The sequence below is a fragment of the Streptosporangium sp. NPDC050855 genome (assembly GCF_044456585.1).
GTDB classification, from domain to species: Bacteria; Actinomycetota; Actinomycetes; order Streptosporangiales; family Streptosporangiaceae; genus Streptosporangium; species Streptosporangium longisporum.
Genome location: NZ_JBITFY010000020.1, coordinates 52794 through 66401 on the forward strand (window position 1 = coordinate 52794; position 13608 = coordinate 66401).

At 73.4% G+C, this 13608-nt stretch carries 13 protein-coding genes; 9 read left to right on the forward strand and 4 right to left on the reverse strand.

The annotated features are described in order from the left end of the window. Positions 1–124 precede the first annotated feature (124 nt). Positions 125–2464, reverse strand: a complete 2340-nt coding sequence (locus tag ACIBCT_RS32095) for an ATP-binding cassette domain-containing protein (RefSeq protein WP_399195008.1) — start codon at positions 2462–2464, stop codon at positions 125–127. A 63-nt stretch (positions 2465–2527) separates the two neighbouring features. On the opposite strand from ACIBCT_RS32095, the gene ACIBCT_RS32100 reads away from it, so the two are divergent. The 5 genes from ACIBCT_RS32100 to ACIBCT_RS32120 all read left to right on the forward strand — a co-directional run bounded on the left by ACIBCT_RS32100 (position 2528) and on the right by ACIBCT_RS32120 (position 6275). Next, the gene (locus ACIBCT_RS32100) at positions 2528–3316 is read left to right on the forward strand and encodes a TetR/AcrR family transcriptional regulator (RefSeq protein WP_399195009.1); all 789 of its coding nucleotides are present in this window, start codon (positions 2528–2530) and stop codon (positions 3314–3316) included. A gap of 77 nt (positions 3317–3393) precedes the next feature. Then, positions 3394–3585 carry a DUF6203 family protein gene (locus tag ACIBCT_RS32105; RefSeq protein WP_344897129.1) on the forward strand — a complete coding sequence of 64 codons (192 nt, stop codon included), beginning with the start codon at positions 3394–3396 and terminating at the stop codon, positions 3583–3585. A gap of 152 nt (positions 3586–3737) precedes the next feature. Further along, entirely contained in the window at positions 3738–4349 is a 612-nt protein-coding gene (locus ACIBCT_RS32110; protein WP_399195011.1) for a dihydrofolate reductase family protein, read from the forward strand. 326 nt (positions 4350–4675) lie between these two features. Next, a complete protein-coding gene (locus tag ACIBCT_RS32115) occupies positions 4676–5290 on the forward strand; it encodes a disulfide bond formation protein DsbA (RefSeq protein ID WP_399195013.1) in 615 nt (204 codons plus the stop codon). 154 nt (positions 5291–5444) lie between these two features. Further along, entirely contained in the window at positions 5445–6275 is an 831-nt protein-coding gene (locus tag ACIBCT_RS32120) for a putative protein N(5)-glutamine methyltransferase (protein WP_399195015.1), read from the forward strand. On the opposite strand, the gene ACIBCT_RS32125 is transcribed toward ACIBCT_RS32120, so the two are convergent. Next, positions 6244–6717 (reverse strand): pyridoxamine 5'-phosphate oxidase family protein, encoded by a 474-nt coding sequence (locus ACIBCT_RS32125; protein WP_399195017.1) that lies wholly within the window; start codon positions 6715–6717, stop codon positions 6244–6246. The two genes, ACIBCT_RS32120 and ACIBCT_RS32125, sit on opposite strands and share 32 nt — an antisense overlap. Between ACIBCT_RS32125 and ACIBCT_RS32130 the strand changes: the two genes are divergently transcribed. Both ACIBCT_RS32130 and ACIBCT_RS32135 read left to right on the forward strand, forming a co-directional pair. Continuing rightward, positions 6654–7073 (forward strand): BON domain-containing protein, encoded by a 420-nt coding sequence (locus ACIBCT_RS32130; protein ID WP_399195019.1) that lies wholly within the window; start codon positions 6654–6656, stop codon positions 7071–7073. The two genes, ACIBCT_RS32125 and ACIBCT_RS32130, sit on opposite strands and share 64 nt — an antisense overlap. A 49-nt stretch (positions 7074–7122) precedes the next feature. Then, positions 7123–8832, forward strand: coding sequence for a GAF domain-containing protein (locus ACIBCT_RS32135; protein WP_399195020.1), 1710 nt, complete (start codon positions 7123–7125; stop codon positions 8830–8832). A gap of 42 nt (positions 8833–8874) precedes the next feature. On the opposite strand, the gene ACIBCT_RS32140 is transcribed toward ACIBCT_RS32135, so the two are convergent. Beyond that, entirely contained in the window at positions 8875–10095 is a 1221-nt protein-coding gene (locus tag ACIBCT_RS32140) for a TetR/AcrR family transcriptional regulator (protein ID WP_399195022.1), read from the reverse strand. A 100-nt stretch (positions 10096–10195) separates the two neighbouring features. Between ACIBCT_RS32140 and ACIBCT_RS32145 the strand changes: the two genes are divergently transcribed. Together ACIBCT_RS32145 and clpX are read left to right on the forward strand one after the other, a co-directional pair. After that, entirely contained in the window at positions 10196–11437 is a 1242-nt protein-coding gene (locus ACIBCT_RS32145) for a cytochrome P450 (protein ID WP_399195023.1), read from the forward strand. 101 nt (positions 11438–11538) lie between these two features. Then, a complete protein-coding gene (clpX, locus tag ACIBCT_RS32150; RefSeq protein ID WP_399195025.1) occupies positions 11539–12822 on the forward strand; it encodes an ATP-dependent Clp protease ATP-binding subunit ClpX in 1284 nt (427 codons plus the stop codon). 89 nt (positions 12823–12911) lie between these two features. On the opposite strand, the gene ACIBCT_RS32155 is transcribed toward clpX, so the two are convergent. Further along, positions 12912–13553, reverse strand: a complete 642-nt coding sequence (locus ACIBCT_RS32155; RefSeq protein ID WP_399195028.1) for a response regulator — start codon at positions 13551–13553, stop codon at positions 12912–12914. Positions 13554–13608: the final 55 nt, after the last annotated feature.

Genomic DNA, 13608 nt, shown 5'->3' on the forward strand with positions numbered 1-13608 from the left:
CCCCCCCCGCGCCCCCCCGCCCCCCCCCGCCCCCCCCCCCCCCCCCCCCCCCCCCCCCCCCCCCCCCGGGCCCGTTCCCGTGCTCGCCCGGCGGCCACGTGCCGCGCGGGCCGGGCTCGAACGGTCAGCCGGTGTTCTTCCCCAGGTAGACGCGCAGGTGCCGGGCGGTGAGCGAGTCCCCCCGGGCGACGAGCTCGGCGGGCGTGCCGGTGAAGACCACCCGGCCGCCGTCCTGACCGGCCCCCGGACCCATGTCGATGATCCAGTCCGCGTGGGCCATCACGGCCTGGTGGTGCTCGATGACGACGACCGTGTTGCCGTCGTCGACGAGCCGGTCGAGCAGCGCAAGCAGCTGGTCCACGTCCGCCAGGTGCAGGCCGGTGGTGGGTTCGTCCAGCACGTACGTCGTGGCCCTGTCCGCCATCCGGATGGCCAGCTTGAGCCGCTGCCGCTCGCCACCGGACAGCGTGGTCAGCGGCTGGCCCAGGCCGAGGTAGCCCAGGCCCACGTCGGAGAGCCGGTCCAGGACGGCCCGCGCCGCGCCGGAGCCCGCACCCGCCCCGAAGAAGTCGCGCGCCTCGGTCACCGACATGGCCAGCACCTCGCTGATGTCCTTGCCGCGCAGCTTGTGGGTCAGCACCTCGGGGGTGAACCTCCTGCCCTCGCACTCCTCGCACACCGACGCCACCCCGGCCATCATCGCCAGGTCGGTGTAGACCAGGCCGATGCCCTTGCAGTTGGGGCAGGCCCCCTCGGAGTTGGCGCTGAACAGGGCCGCCCGTACCCCGTTGGCCTTCGCGAAGGCGGTGCGGATCGGGTCCAGCAGCCCGGTGTAGGTGGCAGGATTGCTGCGCCGGGAGCCGCGGATCGGGCTCTGGTCGACCACGGCCACGTCCGGGCGTCGGGGGAGCGACCCGTGGATCAGCGAGCTCTTGCCCGAGCCCGCCACGCCGGTGACCACGGTCAGCACGCCGAGCGGAACGTCGACGTCCACCTTCCTGAGATTGTGCAGGTCGGCGCCCCTGATCGGCAGCCACTCGGCGGGCCGGCGCACCCGCTCGCGCAGCCGGGCCCGGTGGTCCAGGTGACGGCCGGTGAGGGAGCCCGAGCGCCGCAGGCCGGCCACGTCCCCGGTGTAGCAGATCCGTCCCCCGGACGTGCCCGCGCCCGGGCCCAGGTCGACCACGTGGTCGGCGATCTCGATCGTCTCGGGCTTGTGCTCGACGACCAGGACCGTGTTGCCCTTGTCCCGCAGGCGCAGCAGCAGCCCGTTCATCCGCTCGATGTCGTGCGGGTGCAGGCCCACGGTGGGTTCGTCGAAGACGTAGGTGACGTCGGTCAGGCTGGAGCCGAGGTGGCGGACCATCTTCACCCGCTGGGCCTCGCCACCGGACAGGGTGGCGGACTCGCGGTCCAGGCTCAGGTAGCCCAGCCCGATCTCCACCAGCGAGTCCAGCGTGTTGCGCAGGGTGGCGATCAGCGGCCCCACCGACGCGTCCTCGATGCCCGCGACGAAGGCGGCCAGGTCGCTGATCTGCATGGCCGAGCACTCGGCGATGTTGCGGCCGTCGATCCTGGAGGCCAGCGCCGCGGGGTTGAGCCGGGTGCCGCCGCACGCGCGGCAGCCGGTGAAGGTCACGACCCGGTCGACGAACGCCCGGACGTGCGGCTGCAGCGACTCGCGGTCCTTGCCGAGGTAGGTCCGCCGGAGCTTGACCAGCAGTCCCTCGTAGGTGGTGTTCGTGGTCCCGATCTTGATCTTGGTGGCGGGCCTGTTCAGCAGGTCGTCCCACTGGGCCGGGGTGTAGTCCCTGAGCTTGACGTCGGGGTCGAAGAAGCCGGACAGGGCGGTGTTCTGCCAGTACCAGGAGCCCACGGTGAAGTTGGGCGCCGTGATCGCCCCCTCGTTGAGCGAGAGGCCGGTGTCGACGAAGGCGCCGACGTCGATGTCCGACACCCGGCCGAGCCCCTCGCACTCCGGGCACATGCCCTCGGCGCTGTTGAAGCCGAACGCGCTCGAGGTGCCGACGTGCGGGACGCCGATCCGGCTGAAGACGATCCGCAGCATGGTCTGGGCGTCGGTCGCCGTGCCGACCGTGGACCGGGAGTTGGCGCCCATCCGCTCCTGGTCGACGATGATCGCCGCGCTCAGGTTGCGCAGCGAGTCGACGTCGGGCCGGCCCAGGCTCGGCATGAACGACTGAACGAAGGCGGTGTAGGTCTCGTTGATCAGGCGCTGCGACTCCGCGGCGATCGTGCCGAAGACCAGCGAGGACTTCCCGGACCCGGAGACGCCGGTGAAGACGGTCAGGCGGCGCTTGGGGATGTCCAGGGAGACGTCGGCCAGGTTGTTCTCCCTGGCCCCGCGGACCTCGATCACGTCGTGACCGTCCGCGGCGCGGGCCCGCCACCGGGCGCGACCGCCGGGAGCCGGCCGGTCGGACGGGAATGCGAACCTTCTCATTGATATCCTTAGGGTGTAAGGAGATGGCCCGGACAAGTTAGTTTATGTCGTAAGGAGTTGCAAGTGACGGTCTTCGCCGGACAGGGTGACGCGCACCGCTCCATGGCCCTGCTCTGGCGCGTCACCGACCCCCCGCAGGCGCGTCCCGGGCCCAAACCCGCGCTGAGCGTGGAGTTGATCGTGGCGGCGGGCATCGCCGTCGCCGACGACGAGGGGATGGCCGCCCTGTCCATGCGCGCGGTGGGCGAGCGGCTCGGGCGCACCGCCATGGCCCTCTACACCTACGTCCCCAGCAAGAGCGAGCTGGTCGAGCTGATGTACGACCACGCCCTCGCCGAGCTGCCCACCGGCTACGACCTCACGGCGGGCTGGCGGGCGGCCGTGACCGCCTGGGCCGAGGACGTCTGGGAGTTCTACCTGCGGCACCCGTGGGTGCTGCAGGTCTCCCCGGCGCGCCCCGTGCTCGGCCCCAACGAGTACGTCATGCTGGAGACGGTGCTGCGCGCGCTCCGCGAGACCGGGCTGCCGGCTGGCGTGCTGCGCCGCGTCGTCGGCGCGCTGACGCACTTCGTGCGCGGGGCGGCGCAGACGATCGCGGAGACCCGGCGGGCCCCGGCCGAGACCGGGGTGTCCGACGACGAGTGGTGGTACGCCCGCTCGGCCCTGCTGCAGGAGGTCGCCCCCGACTTCGCCGACCGCTTCCCCGTCCTGACCTGGATGGAGGGCGAGGGAGCCTACCGCTCCGAGGACGAGACCGTCCCCTACCTGGAGCAGGAGGCCAGGGAGACCTTCGCGGCCGGGCTCGCCGTGTTCCTGGACGGGATCGAGGCGGCCGTGAGCCGGAACGGGTGACGTACCGGCCGGGAGTTCACCGCATCGTTCTGCGTGCCGCTCGTCTAATCGGCTCTTCCCAGGGCAGGAACCGTCCCATGAGAAAGTTCTTCAAGGTCGTGGTGGCACGCTGGCTGGCCCGTACGCCGTTGGGCCTGGCCGTCCTGGGAGTGGGCTGGCTGCTGGGCCGGCGCAAGCAGCGCGCCCAGGTCGAGCAGGGGCGCGGCGGCAGGCGCGCCTACGGTTCGCAGAAGACCAGGCCCCTGCCCCGCTCGGGCCGGCGCCGCTGAGAGGACCGGGCCGAGAGGACCGGGCGTCCTCCGGGGCGTCCGGTCACGCGGCTCCGATCTCGCCGCCTCCGGTGTCGATCCGCGCGACGGCCGTTCGTGTAGGGGGTGAGACGCCGGCACCGGGTCGGCGGGACCCCTGAGGCGGAGAGACGATGAGCATCGTCGTGACGGTCAGCAACATATCGCTCGACGGCGTGATACAGGCCCCCGGCCGGGCCGACGAGGACCCGCGCGGCGGGTTCGAGCACGGCGGGTGGAGCCGGCCCTACAGCGACGAGGTCGCGGGCCGGGTGATGGGCGAGGGGATGAGCCGGACGCGGGCACTGGTGCTCGGCCGCAGGACCTACGAGGACTTCTTCGGCTTCTGGCCCAGGCAGCGGGACAACCCCTTCACCGAGGTACTCGCCGCCACGCCCAAGTACGTCGCGTCCAGGACACTGCGGGAGCCGCTGCCCTGGGCCAACTCCGTCCTCATGGCCGGTGACGCCGCGGACGAGGTGGCCCGCCTCAGGAAGGAGCCCGGGGGTGACCTGGTGGTGCTCGGCAGCGGGGACCTGCTCCGGTCGCTGATGCGGCGCGGGCTCGTCGACCGGTACGTCCTGCTGATCCACCCGCTGGTGCTGGGAGCCGGACGGCGCCTGTTCGCGGAGGACGGCGCCTTCGACGCCCTGCGGCTCGCCGACTCCGTGACCACGACCACCGGTGTGGTGATCGCGACCTACGAACCGGCCGGGTCCGCACCGGGCGCGTCCGGCCCGGTCTGACGCGTCGGCTTGATGCGCCCGGCGCGTTCCCCTTCGGCCTCCGGACGGCCCCACGACGTCACCGGTGCGGTGGCGCGACGTCACGGTGCGACGCCCGGGTGTCCGGACGTCCGGGCGCCGGGTGTCCACGCGTCCGGGTGTCCGGGTGTCCTGACGTCACGATGGCGCGGCGGCACGCGCCTTCGCCGCGGGCTCCGTACACTGCGCCAGGACGGGGGCGACCCCGCGGTGCCCCGCCCTCGACCGGCCCGCCTCTCGCGGGGCCGCGCGGGGGAGCGGTGCGTGAGGCGGCCATGGCGCCGGTGACGACGAGCGGAGAGCGTGCGATGACGGACAAGGCGATCGCGGACTTCTGGTTCGACCCCTCCTGCCCCTACACCTGGATCACCTCCCGGTGGCTGCTGGAGGCACGGAAGGTCCGTCCCGTCGAGGTGCGCTGGCACCTGATGAGCCTGTCGGTGCTCAACGAGGGCCGCGACGACGACCCCGAAGGGGACACCGAGGGCTACCTGTGGGTGCCGGTGCGGGTCTGCGCCGCCGTGCTGGAGCGGTACGGGCAGGAGGCCCTCGCGCGGTTCTACACCGCGATGTGGACCGCCGGGCGCGCGCACGGGCAGCAGTGGCCCGACTCCCTGCACGACGCGCTGACCGCCGCGGACCTGCCGCTCGACCTGGCCGAGGCCGGTGCGTCGACCGCCTACGACGAGGCGATACGCGCCTCGCACGCCGAGGGCATCGGCCTGATCGGCGAGCACGTGGGCACGCCGGTGGTGGCGGTCACCGGTGCGGACGGGGAGCGCGTCGTGTTCTTCGGTCCCGTGCTCTCGCAGGTCCCCACGGGGGAGCAGGCCGGCCGCCTGTGGGACGGGACGCTGCTGATGGCCGGGACCCCCGCCTTCCACGAGCTCAAGGGCTCGCCGCACGCCACCCCCCGGCTCTGACCCGGATCGGGTAGTGTTGCCCCGTCCGCAGGACCTACCGAGGAGGTGAGACCCATTACCGCTGCATCAGGTCGGGTGCTCCCTTCTCGCATCCGCGCGGTCCGTCCGGCATAGGAGACCGAGGGAGCCCCGTGGGCTTCCCGAAAGGTTCTCCATGTCGCTTCTTCCGTCGCTTCTGTCCTTGCCCGTCGTCGTCTCCAGGCTCCGTGCCGCCGGCTGTGTCTTCGCCGAGGAGGAGGCGGAGCTGCTGCTGTCCACCGCCCGCACGCCCGCCGATCTCGCCGGGATGGTGGAGCGGCGGGCCGAGGGCCTGCCGCTGGAACACGTCCTGGGCTGGGCGGAGTTCTGCGGCACGCGGATGGCGGTGGATCCGGGGGTGTTCGTGCCGCGCCGCCGCACCGAGTTCCTGGTGCACCGGGCCGTCGCCCTGGCCCGCGGTGCCCTTCCCGCCCGTCCCGACCGTCCGGCCCTGCCGAGGGTGGTCGTCGACCTGTGCTGCGGCTCCGGCGCGGTGGGCGCCGCGCTGGTCGCCGCCCTGGACGACATCGAGCTGTACGCCGTGGACATCGATCCCGCCGCGGTGCGGTGCGCTCGCCGCAACGTGGGCGACGGCGGGCGGGTCTACGAGGGTGACCTGTACGAGCCGCTGCCCGCGGTGCTGCGCGGCCGGGTCGATCTTCTGGTGGCCAACGCGCCCTACGTGCCCACCGAGGCCATCGGGTCGCTGCCCGCCGAGGCCCGGGTGCACGAGCCGCTGGTGGCCCTCGACGGCGGCGAGGACGGCGTCGAGGTCCAGCGGAGGGTGACCGCCGGGGCGCCGCTCTGGCTGGCACCGGACGGTCACCTGCTGGTCGAGACGAGTGAGCGGCAGGCGCCGCGGACCGTGGCGGCCTTCGCCCGGAACGGGCTGGAGGCGAAGGTGGCCCGTTCCGAGGAGCTGGACGCCACCGTCGTCATCGGCCGCCGTGGACCCGGCGGCCGGTGATCTCGTTGGCCGAGATCCGGACGTAGAGCGTCCGCTCCCCGCCGGCCCAGGGCTGTACGCCGGTGGCCTGTGCCGCGGCCAGCTCCTCGGGGTCGGAGACGTGGTGCACGCCACCGCGTACCAGCACGCTCCACCCCTCGCTGGCGGCGGCGTCGAGCTGGTCGACCTCAAAGGCGATCTTGAACTCGACGCCCTCCACGCCGGTCCGCAGGCCCGCGTCGAAGGGGCCGCCCACGGCGGTACGGAAGATCACCGTTTCCTCGTGCAGCACGTAGTTGACCGGGAGGATCACCGGTCCGCCCTGGTCGTCGAAGGCGACCCGGCCCACCCCGCCCGGGGCGATCAGCCGCAGGCACTCCTGCCGGTCGAGCGTCTCCAGTGCGCCGGGAACGCCCCCGTGCCCGTCGCCGGCCGCACCCTGCTCGCCCATACGCTCCTCCACGGTCGATCCCCTTCACTCCGGCCTCGCGAGGGAGACGTCCCCTCAGAGGAAACGTTACCGCCGGGCACGACCGGCCGAGCCGGGGACGACGGGGACACGACGGGGACACGACGGGGACACGACGGGGACGGGGCAGCGGGCACGGCGGGGCACGACGAGGCCTGCACCTTCCCGGCGGGCAGGTCACCGTCGAGGTGGAGACGGGTGTCGTTACGCTGGGCGGCGAGGTCGCCCGGCGCTCGCAGGTCGCGCCGCTGCTGGAGGCCGTCCGCGAGGTCGACGGGGTGGTGGACGTCAGGGGCGCCCCGGCCTTCCGGTCCGATGACCTGGCCCGCGTCCCGGCGCCGTACCTGTGAACCCCGGACGAGGTGGGCCGCGGTGCCGCCGGATGCCACACTTCCCCCTATGACGGAAAAGGAGTCGCGTTCCCTGATCCCGAACATGCGGTTGGACGAGCTGCTGTCAGAGCTGCAGGGGCGTCTGGAGGCGGTCCTGGCCACCCGGGACCGGGTGCACGCGCTGCTGGAGGCGGTCGTCTCGGTGGGCAGCGACCTCGACCTGGAGGTGGTGCTGCGCCGCATCGTGGAGACCGCCACCGAACTGGTCGACGCCACCTACGGAGCCCTGGGCGTGGTCGGGCAGGAGAGCACGCTGGTGCAGTTCGTCCCGGTGGGCCTGGACGAGGAGGAGATCGCCCGGATCGAGCACTGGCCGCACGGGCTGGGCCTGCTGGGGCTGCTGATCAAGGAACCGCAGACCCTGCGGCTGGCGCACATCACCGACCACCCGGCCTCCTACGGGTTCCCACCGGGCCACCCGCCCATGGGGTCCTTCCTGGGGGTGCCGATCCGGGTGCGCGACGAGGTGTTCGGCAACCTGTACCTCACCGAGAAGCGCGGCGGCGGGGAGTTCGACGAGGAGGACGAGGCGATCGTGTCCGCGCTGGCCAGCGCGGCGGGCGTGGCCATCGAGAACGCGCGGCTGTACGAGGAGACCCGGCGGCGGGAGATGTGGCTGCAGGCCTCGGCCGAGGTCACGACCGGTCTGCTGTCGGGGGCCGAGCCGCACGAGGTGCTGACCCTGATGGCGAACCGGGCACGGGGCCTGGCCGGCGCCGACATCGCGATGATCATGCTCCCGGACCGGGACCGGAAGATCCTGCGGGTGGTGATCGCCGACGGTCCGGAGGCCGAGGAGGTCGAAGGGGCCGGCGAGGCCGAGGTGGACGTGGAGGGCTCGCTGGCCGGGCGGGCCCTGTCGAGCGGGGAACCCCTCATGGTCAGCGCCCTGTCCGAGGCGGGCCTGCCGGACGCGCTGTCCGACCGGCTGTCGGTGGGACCGGTGGCCGCGGTGCCGCTGGGGGCCACCGGTGCGGTACGCGGGGTGCTGACGCTGGGCAAGCGGCCGGGGCGCATCCCGTTCAACCCCACCGAACTGCGCACCCTGCACTCCTTCGCCGGTCAGGCGGCGATCGCGCTTGAGCTGGCCGAGGCCCGCCAGGACGCCGAGCGGCTGGGCCTGCTGGAGGACCGCGACCGGATCGCCAAGGACCTGCACGACGTGGTCATCCAGCGCCTGTTCGCGGTGGCGATGACGCTGATGAGCATCGTGCGGTTCGTCGAGCACCCCGAGGCGTCCGACCGTCTCCAGCACGGGATCAACGAGCTGGACGAGACGATCCGGCAGATCCGCTCGACCATCTTCGCCCTGCAGACCCCCCGCCAGGCCGCCGATCCGAGCCTGCGCGCGTGGATCGTGGAGCTGGTGGAGGGCGCGCGCGGGCACCTGGGCTTCATGCCGGGCCTGCGGATGGAGGGCCAGCTCGACAACAAGGTCCCCGAACCGGTCGCCGAGCACCTGCTGGCCGTGCTGCGCGAGGCGCTGTCCAACATCGTGCGCCACGCCAGGGCGACCCGGGCCGACGTCTTCGCCGAGGCCGCCGACGACACCCTCACCCTCATCGTCACCGACGACGGGGTCGGGCTTCCCGGCCAGGGCAGGCGCAGCGGCCTGCGCAACATGAGCGACCGGGCCACGGCGCTGGGAGGCTCCTTCGAGGCGGGCGCGTCCGCGACCGGCGGGACCCGGCTGGTCTGGCGCGTACCGCTGCGCTGAGAACATGCCGCCCCCGGGTGGCCCTCGGAGCGGTCCCGCAGGTCAGCCGCGGTGCCCCGCCCGTCCCGGGGGGACCGGGCCGTCCGACGGGGCCCGGCCGGGCGGAACCGTGCCGGTGCCGGTGGTCACATCGGGATCGGTGCCGGTGGCCGCGTCGGTGCCGGTGCCGGTGCCGGTGTCGGCGGTACGGGTCCCCGCGGTGGCCGAGGCGACCCTGTGGCACGCACCGCGGCCGTCGGCGCGCAGCACGATCCGGCCGGCCTCGACGCGTACCGCGGACTCGGTCCCCTCGCCTGCGGCGGGCAGGCCGGCCGCGGCGGCGATCGCGCCCGACCCGTCGAGGACCACCCGCAGCCGCGGCCAGGCCGGGCGCGGGAACGCCTGGCGCAGGCAGCCGCAGAGGTCGGCGACGGCCAGCCGGGCCAGCGGGGCCAGCTCGTCGGAACCGCCGGTGACCACGACGGCGGTGATCGCGACCCCCGGCGGGGCCGCCCGTACGGCCTCCTCGACGGCCTCCAGCCGGTGCAGGCCGAGGATCGCCACCACGCCGTCGCCGGCGAGCGGCGCGGGCTCGCCGCGTACCGCGTCCGCCGCCTCGGGCGGTGACCAGGGCTCGTCGGCCGGTCGCGCCCGGGTGTTCCACGGGGTGGCGAACCGGCGGTCGTCGAGATCGAGTTCCGTCAGGTGCTCGCAGGCGCTGACGATGTTGAACGGCTCGGTGAAGCCGGGCGCGGCGGCGGCCATCAGGCTCGCCCCGTGCAGGGTGGTGAGCGCGGCCTCGGCCATCCACACCAGCCCTCCGGCGGACGGCGCGGACGGGCGCAGCCCCTCCAGGGCCAGCCCGAGCAGGATCGCGTCGAGTTTCATCAGCTGCGCGAACGGCAGCCGGAGCCGTTCGTCGGCGAGGATCTCGGGCATCAGCTCCATGCCGAGCCGGGCGAGACCGCGGGGCTCGTCGGTGGTGAGGGGGAGCCTGGCCAGCCAGGCGCGGGCCAGCGCGCCGAGGGCCTCGCGGGGGGTGAGGCCGGGTTCCTGGTGCGGCGGCTCGGGGCCGCGCTCGGCAAGGTCGGCCAGGACCGTGAAGTACAGCGCCCGTTTGCCGGAGAAGTTCGAGTAGACCGCGCCCCGGGTGAGCTCGGCGCGCTCGGCGATGCCGTCGATCTTGGCGTCCCGGAAGCCGCGCTCGGCGAACTCCTCCCTGGCCGCGGCCAGCACCCTGGCGCGGTTGTGCTCCTGCGACTGCGCCCTGCTGAGCCGGCCCATCGCCCTCCCGCCTCACGTTGCCGCCGATTCCGATCCAAGATACCGTCACCACTCAGATGATGAGATCATATGATGTCACCATCCGAAATCGGGAGGACGTATGACCGCAGCCGACCGGCACGTGGACCAGGCCCCGGATGGCTCGGGGATCCCAGAGATCCCGGAGATCCTGCTCACCGACCCGGAGGTGATGCGCGACCCCTTCGCCGTCTACGGCCGGGCGCGGGAGCGGTCACCGCTGGCGCGGCTGTCGGCACCGGGCTTCGGCCCCATGCTGGCCGTCACCCGCCACGAGGACGCCAGGACGATGCTGAGCGACCCGCGGTTCGAGATCACCGCCGGCAGCTTCATGCGGCCCGACGTCCCCGAGGACTGCGTGCCCTACATGCGGACCATGAGCGAGATGGACGGGACCGAGCACGGCCGGCTGCGCAGGCTGGTCTCGCCCGCGTTCAGCGCGCGCCGCGCCGAGCGGTTCCGGCCGAGGATCGAGCCGCTCGTCGCCCGCCTGCTCGACGCCCTGCCGGAACACGCCGAGAACGGCACGGTGGACCTGCTGCCGCACTTCGCCAGGCCGCTGCCGATGGACGTGATCTGTGAGCTGGTCGGCATCCCCGAGTCCGACCGCCCGCGCTGGCGCGCGTACGGCCTCACCGTGGCGTCGGTCATGGGCCCGGAGTTCACCGCGGCCGTTCCCGGCATCATCGAGGGCGCCAAGGCCGCGGTCGCGCTGCGGCGCGAGGAGCCCGGTGACGACCTGCTCTCCGACCTCGTCCGCGCCCAGACCGAGGACGGCGACCGGCTCGACGACGTCGAGCTCGTCACCCTGGTCTGGCACCTCGTCCTGGCCGGGCAGACGCCCGCCAACCTCATCGCCAACGCGGTGGAGTTCCTGCTCTCCCACCCCGAACAGCTCGGCGCGCTCCGCGAGGACCCCTCCCTGATGCCCCGCGCCGTCGACGAGCTGACCCGCTGGTGCGGCCCGGTGCTGCTGTCGATCCCCCGCTACGCCACCGAGGACGTCGAGCTCTTCGGCACGCCGGTGCGCAGGGGCGAGCCCGTCACCGCCGTCATCGCCGCCGCCAACCGCGACCCGCGCGCGTTCGACGGCCCCGACCGGGTCGACCTCACCAGGCCCGCCGGGGCGCCCGGCCACCTCGGGTTCGCCCACGGCCCGCACTTCTGCCTGGGGGCCTCGCTGGCCCGGGTGCAGACCGAGATCGCGATCACCGAGCTGCTGCGCCGCTTCCCGGACCTGGCGTCCGTGCCGCCCCGGGAGGGGGCCGGGCGCGCCCTCGACCCGGGGACCTGGCGCCTGGTCTCGCTTCCCGTGACCCTCTGACACCGCCGGGCCGCCCCCGTACCCACCGGGCCGTCCCCGGCGACCCGAGGGCCCGGCCCCGGCCCCTTTCCCGGAGCGCGAACATCGAGGAGACGCTTTCCATGGCACGCATCGGTGACCGAGGCGCCCTGCCGAGGTGCACGTTCTGCGGCAAGAGCAACAGGCAGGTCGCACGGCTGATCGCGGGCCCGGCCGGTGTCCACATCTGCGACGAGTGCATCGCGGTGTGCACCGAGCTCATGGAGGAGGACCGCGAGGACGTCCCGCCGGCCGGGCCGGCGCGGGTGCCGGCGCCCAGGGAGATCGACGACTTCCTCGGCCGGTACGTGGTCGGCCAGGAGAACGCCCGCAGGACGCTCGCGGTGGCCGTCCACAACCACTACAAGCGGCTGCGGTCGGCGGCGGGGGACGGCAGGGACGGCCCGGTCGAGCTCGCCAAGTCCAACGTCCTGATGGTCGGCCCGACCGGCTCCGGCAAGACCCACCTGGCCCGCACGCTCGCCCGGATGCTGGACGTCCCGTTCGCGATCGCCGACGCCACCGCGCTCACCGAGGCCGGGTACGTCGGGGAGGACGTGGAGAACATCCTGCTCGGACTGATCCGGGCCGCCGACGGCGACGTCGCCAGGGCCGGGACCGGCATCGTCTACATCGACGAGATCGACAAGATCGCCCGCAGGAGCGAGAACCCGTCCATCACCCGGGACGTCTCCGGGGAGGGCGTGCAGCAGGCTCTGCTCAAGATCCTGGAGGGCACCGTCGCGAACGTGTCCCCCGACGGGGGGCGCAAGCACCCCCAGCAGGAGTTCCTCCGGATCGACACCACCGGCGTGCTCTTCATCTGCGGGGGCGCCTTCGACGGCCTGGAACGGATCGTCGAACGGCGGACCGAGCGCTCGGGCAGCGGGTTCGGCGCCGCGATCCGCACCCGCCGGGAACGCGAGGAGCAGGACCCGCTCGCCGGGGTCATGCCCCAGGACCTGCTGGAGTTCGGGCTGATCCCGGAGCTGGTCGGCCGCCTCCCGGTGATCTCGACCCTGCGGGCCCCGGACCGGGCGGCGCTGACGCGGATCCTCACCGAGCCGCGCGACGCACCGGTCGGGCAGTACCGCAGGCTCCTCGCGATGGACGGCGTGGAGCTGGAGTTCACCGAGGAGGCCATCGCCGCGATCGCCGACCAGGCCCTGCTGCGCCGCACCGGCGCCCGCGCGGTCCGCGCGATCCTGGAGGAGGTCCTGCTCGACGTGATGTACGAGGTGCCGAGCCGCGACGACGTGGCCCGGGTCGTGGTCGGCCTCGACACCGTCCTGGACAGGGTCAACCCGACCCTGGTGCCGCGCGAGCGGCGCGACGACGGCCGGGAGCGGCGCGAGAGGTCGGCCTGAACGGCCGTCACGACCGCTGGTGCCGCGAGGGCCCGGCCGTGATCACCGGTGCCGTGGCGCCCCCGCCCGGGTGGCCGACCGGTCCCGGCTCAGCCCCTGCCGTCGCTCTTCAGCCGCGCCGCCATGGCCGCGACCTGGGTGCGGCGCTGCATGTTGAGCTTGGCCAGCAGGTTGGAGACGTAGTTCTTGACCGTCTTCTCGGCCAGGAACATCCGCTCGCCGATCTGCCGGTTGGTCAGGCCCTCGCCGATCAGCTCCAGGATGTGGCGCTCCTGGTCCGACAGGGCCGCCAGCGGATCCTCCTTGTGCGACCTCTCCCGCAGCCGCGACAGCATGGAGGCGGTGGTCTGCGGGTCCAGCAGCGACTGCCCGGCGGCCACGGTACGGACCGCGCCCACCAGGTCCGAGCCGTGGATCTGCTTGAGCACGTACCCCGACGCCCCCGCCATGACCGCCTCGAACAACGCGTCGTCGTCGGCGTACGAGGTCAGCATCAGGCACGCCAGCCCCGGCAGCCGCGAGCGGACCTCGCGGCACACGTCCACCCCGCTGCCGTCGGGCAGGCGCACGTCCAGCACGGCCACGTCGGGCTTGAGGGCCGGGATCCGGGCGATGGCGGATTCGGCGGTACCGGCCTCGCCGATCACCTCGATGTCGTCCTCGGAGCCCAGCAGCGCGGCCACACCCCGCCGTACCACCTCGTGATCGTCCACCAGGAAAACGCGAATCATGTCCCGAACGCTAGCCGCTCGGCGGACGGGCCGCATAGAGGCCAAGGTCCCCGCC

Excerpts from the sequence above, each read along its gene's own strand:
- ACIBCT_RS32155 (WP_399195028.1), bottom strand. The coding sequence starts at position 13,553 with ATGATTCGCGTTTTCCTGGTGGACGATCACGAGGTGGTACGGCGGGGT.
- ACIBCT_RS32095 (WP_399195008.1), bottom strand. The coding sequence starts at position 2,464 with ATGAGAAGGTTCGCATTCCCGTCCGACCGGCCGGCTCCCGGCGGTCGC.
- ACIBCT_RS32145 (WP_399195023.1), top strand. The coding sequence starts at position 10,196 with ATGACCGCAGCCGACCGGCACGTGGACCAGGCCCCGGATGGCTCGGGG.
- clpX (WP_399195025.1), top strand. The coding sequence starts at position 11,539 with ATGGCACGCATCGGTGACCGAGGCGCCCTGCCGAGGTGCACGTTCTGC.
- ACIBCT_RS32110 (WP_399195011.1), top strand. The coding sequence starts at position 3,738 with ATGAGCATCGTCGTGACGGTCAGCAACATATCGCTCGACGGCGTGATA.
- ACIBCT_RS32115 (WP_399195013.1), top strand. The coding sequence starts at position 4,676 with ATGACGGACAAGGCGATCGCGGACTTCTGGTTCGACCCCTCCTGCCCC.
- ACIBCT_RS32105 (WP_344897129.1), top strand. The coding sequence starts at position 3,394 with ATGAGAAAGTTCTTCAAGGTCGTGGTGGCACGCTGGCTGGCCCGTACG.
- ACIBCT_RS32135 (WP_399195020.1), top strand. The coding sequence starts at position 7,123 with ATGACGGAAAAGGAGTCGCGTTCCCTGATCCCGAACATGCGGTTGGAC.
- ACIBCT_RS32140 (WP_399195022.1), bottom strand. The coding sequence starts at position 10,095 with ATGGGCCGGCTCAGCAGGGCGCAGTCGCAGGAGCACAACCGCGCCAGG.
- ACIBCT_RS32120 (WP_399195015.1), top strand. The coding sequence starts at position 5,445 with ATGTCGCTTCTTCCGTCGCTTCTGTCCTTGCCCGTCGTCGTCTCCAGG.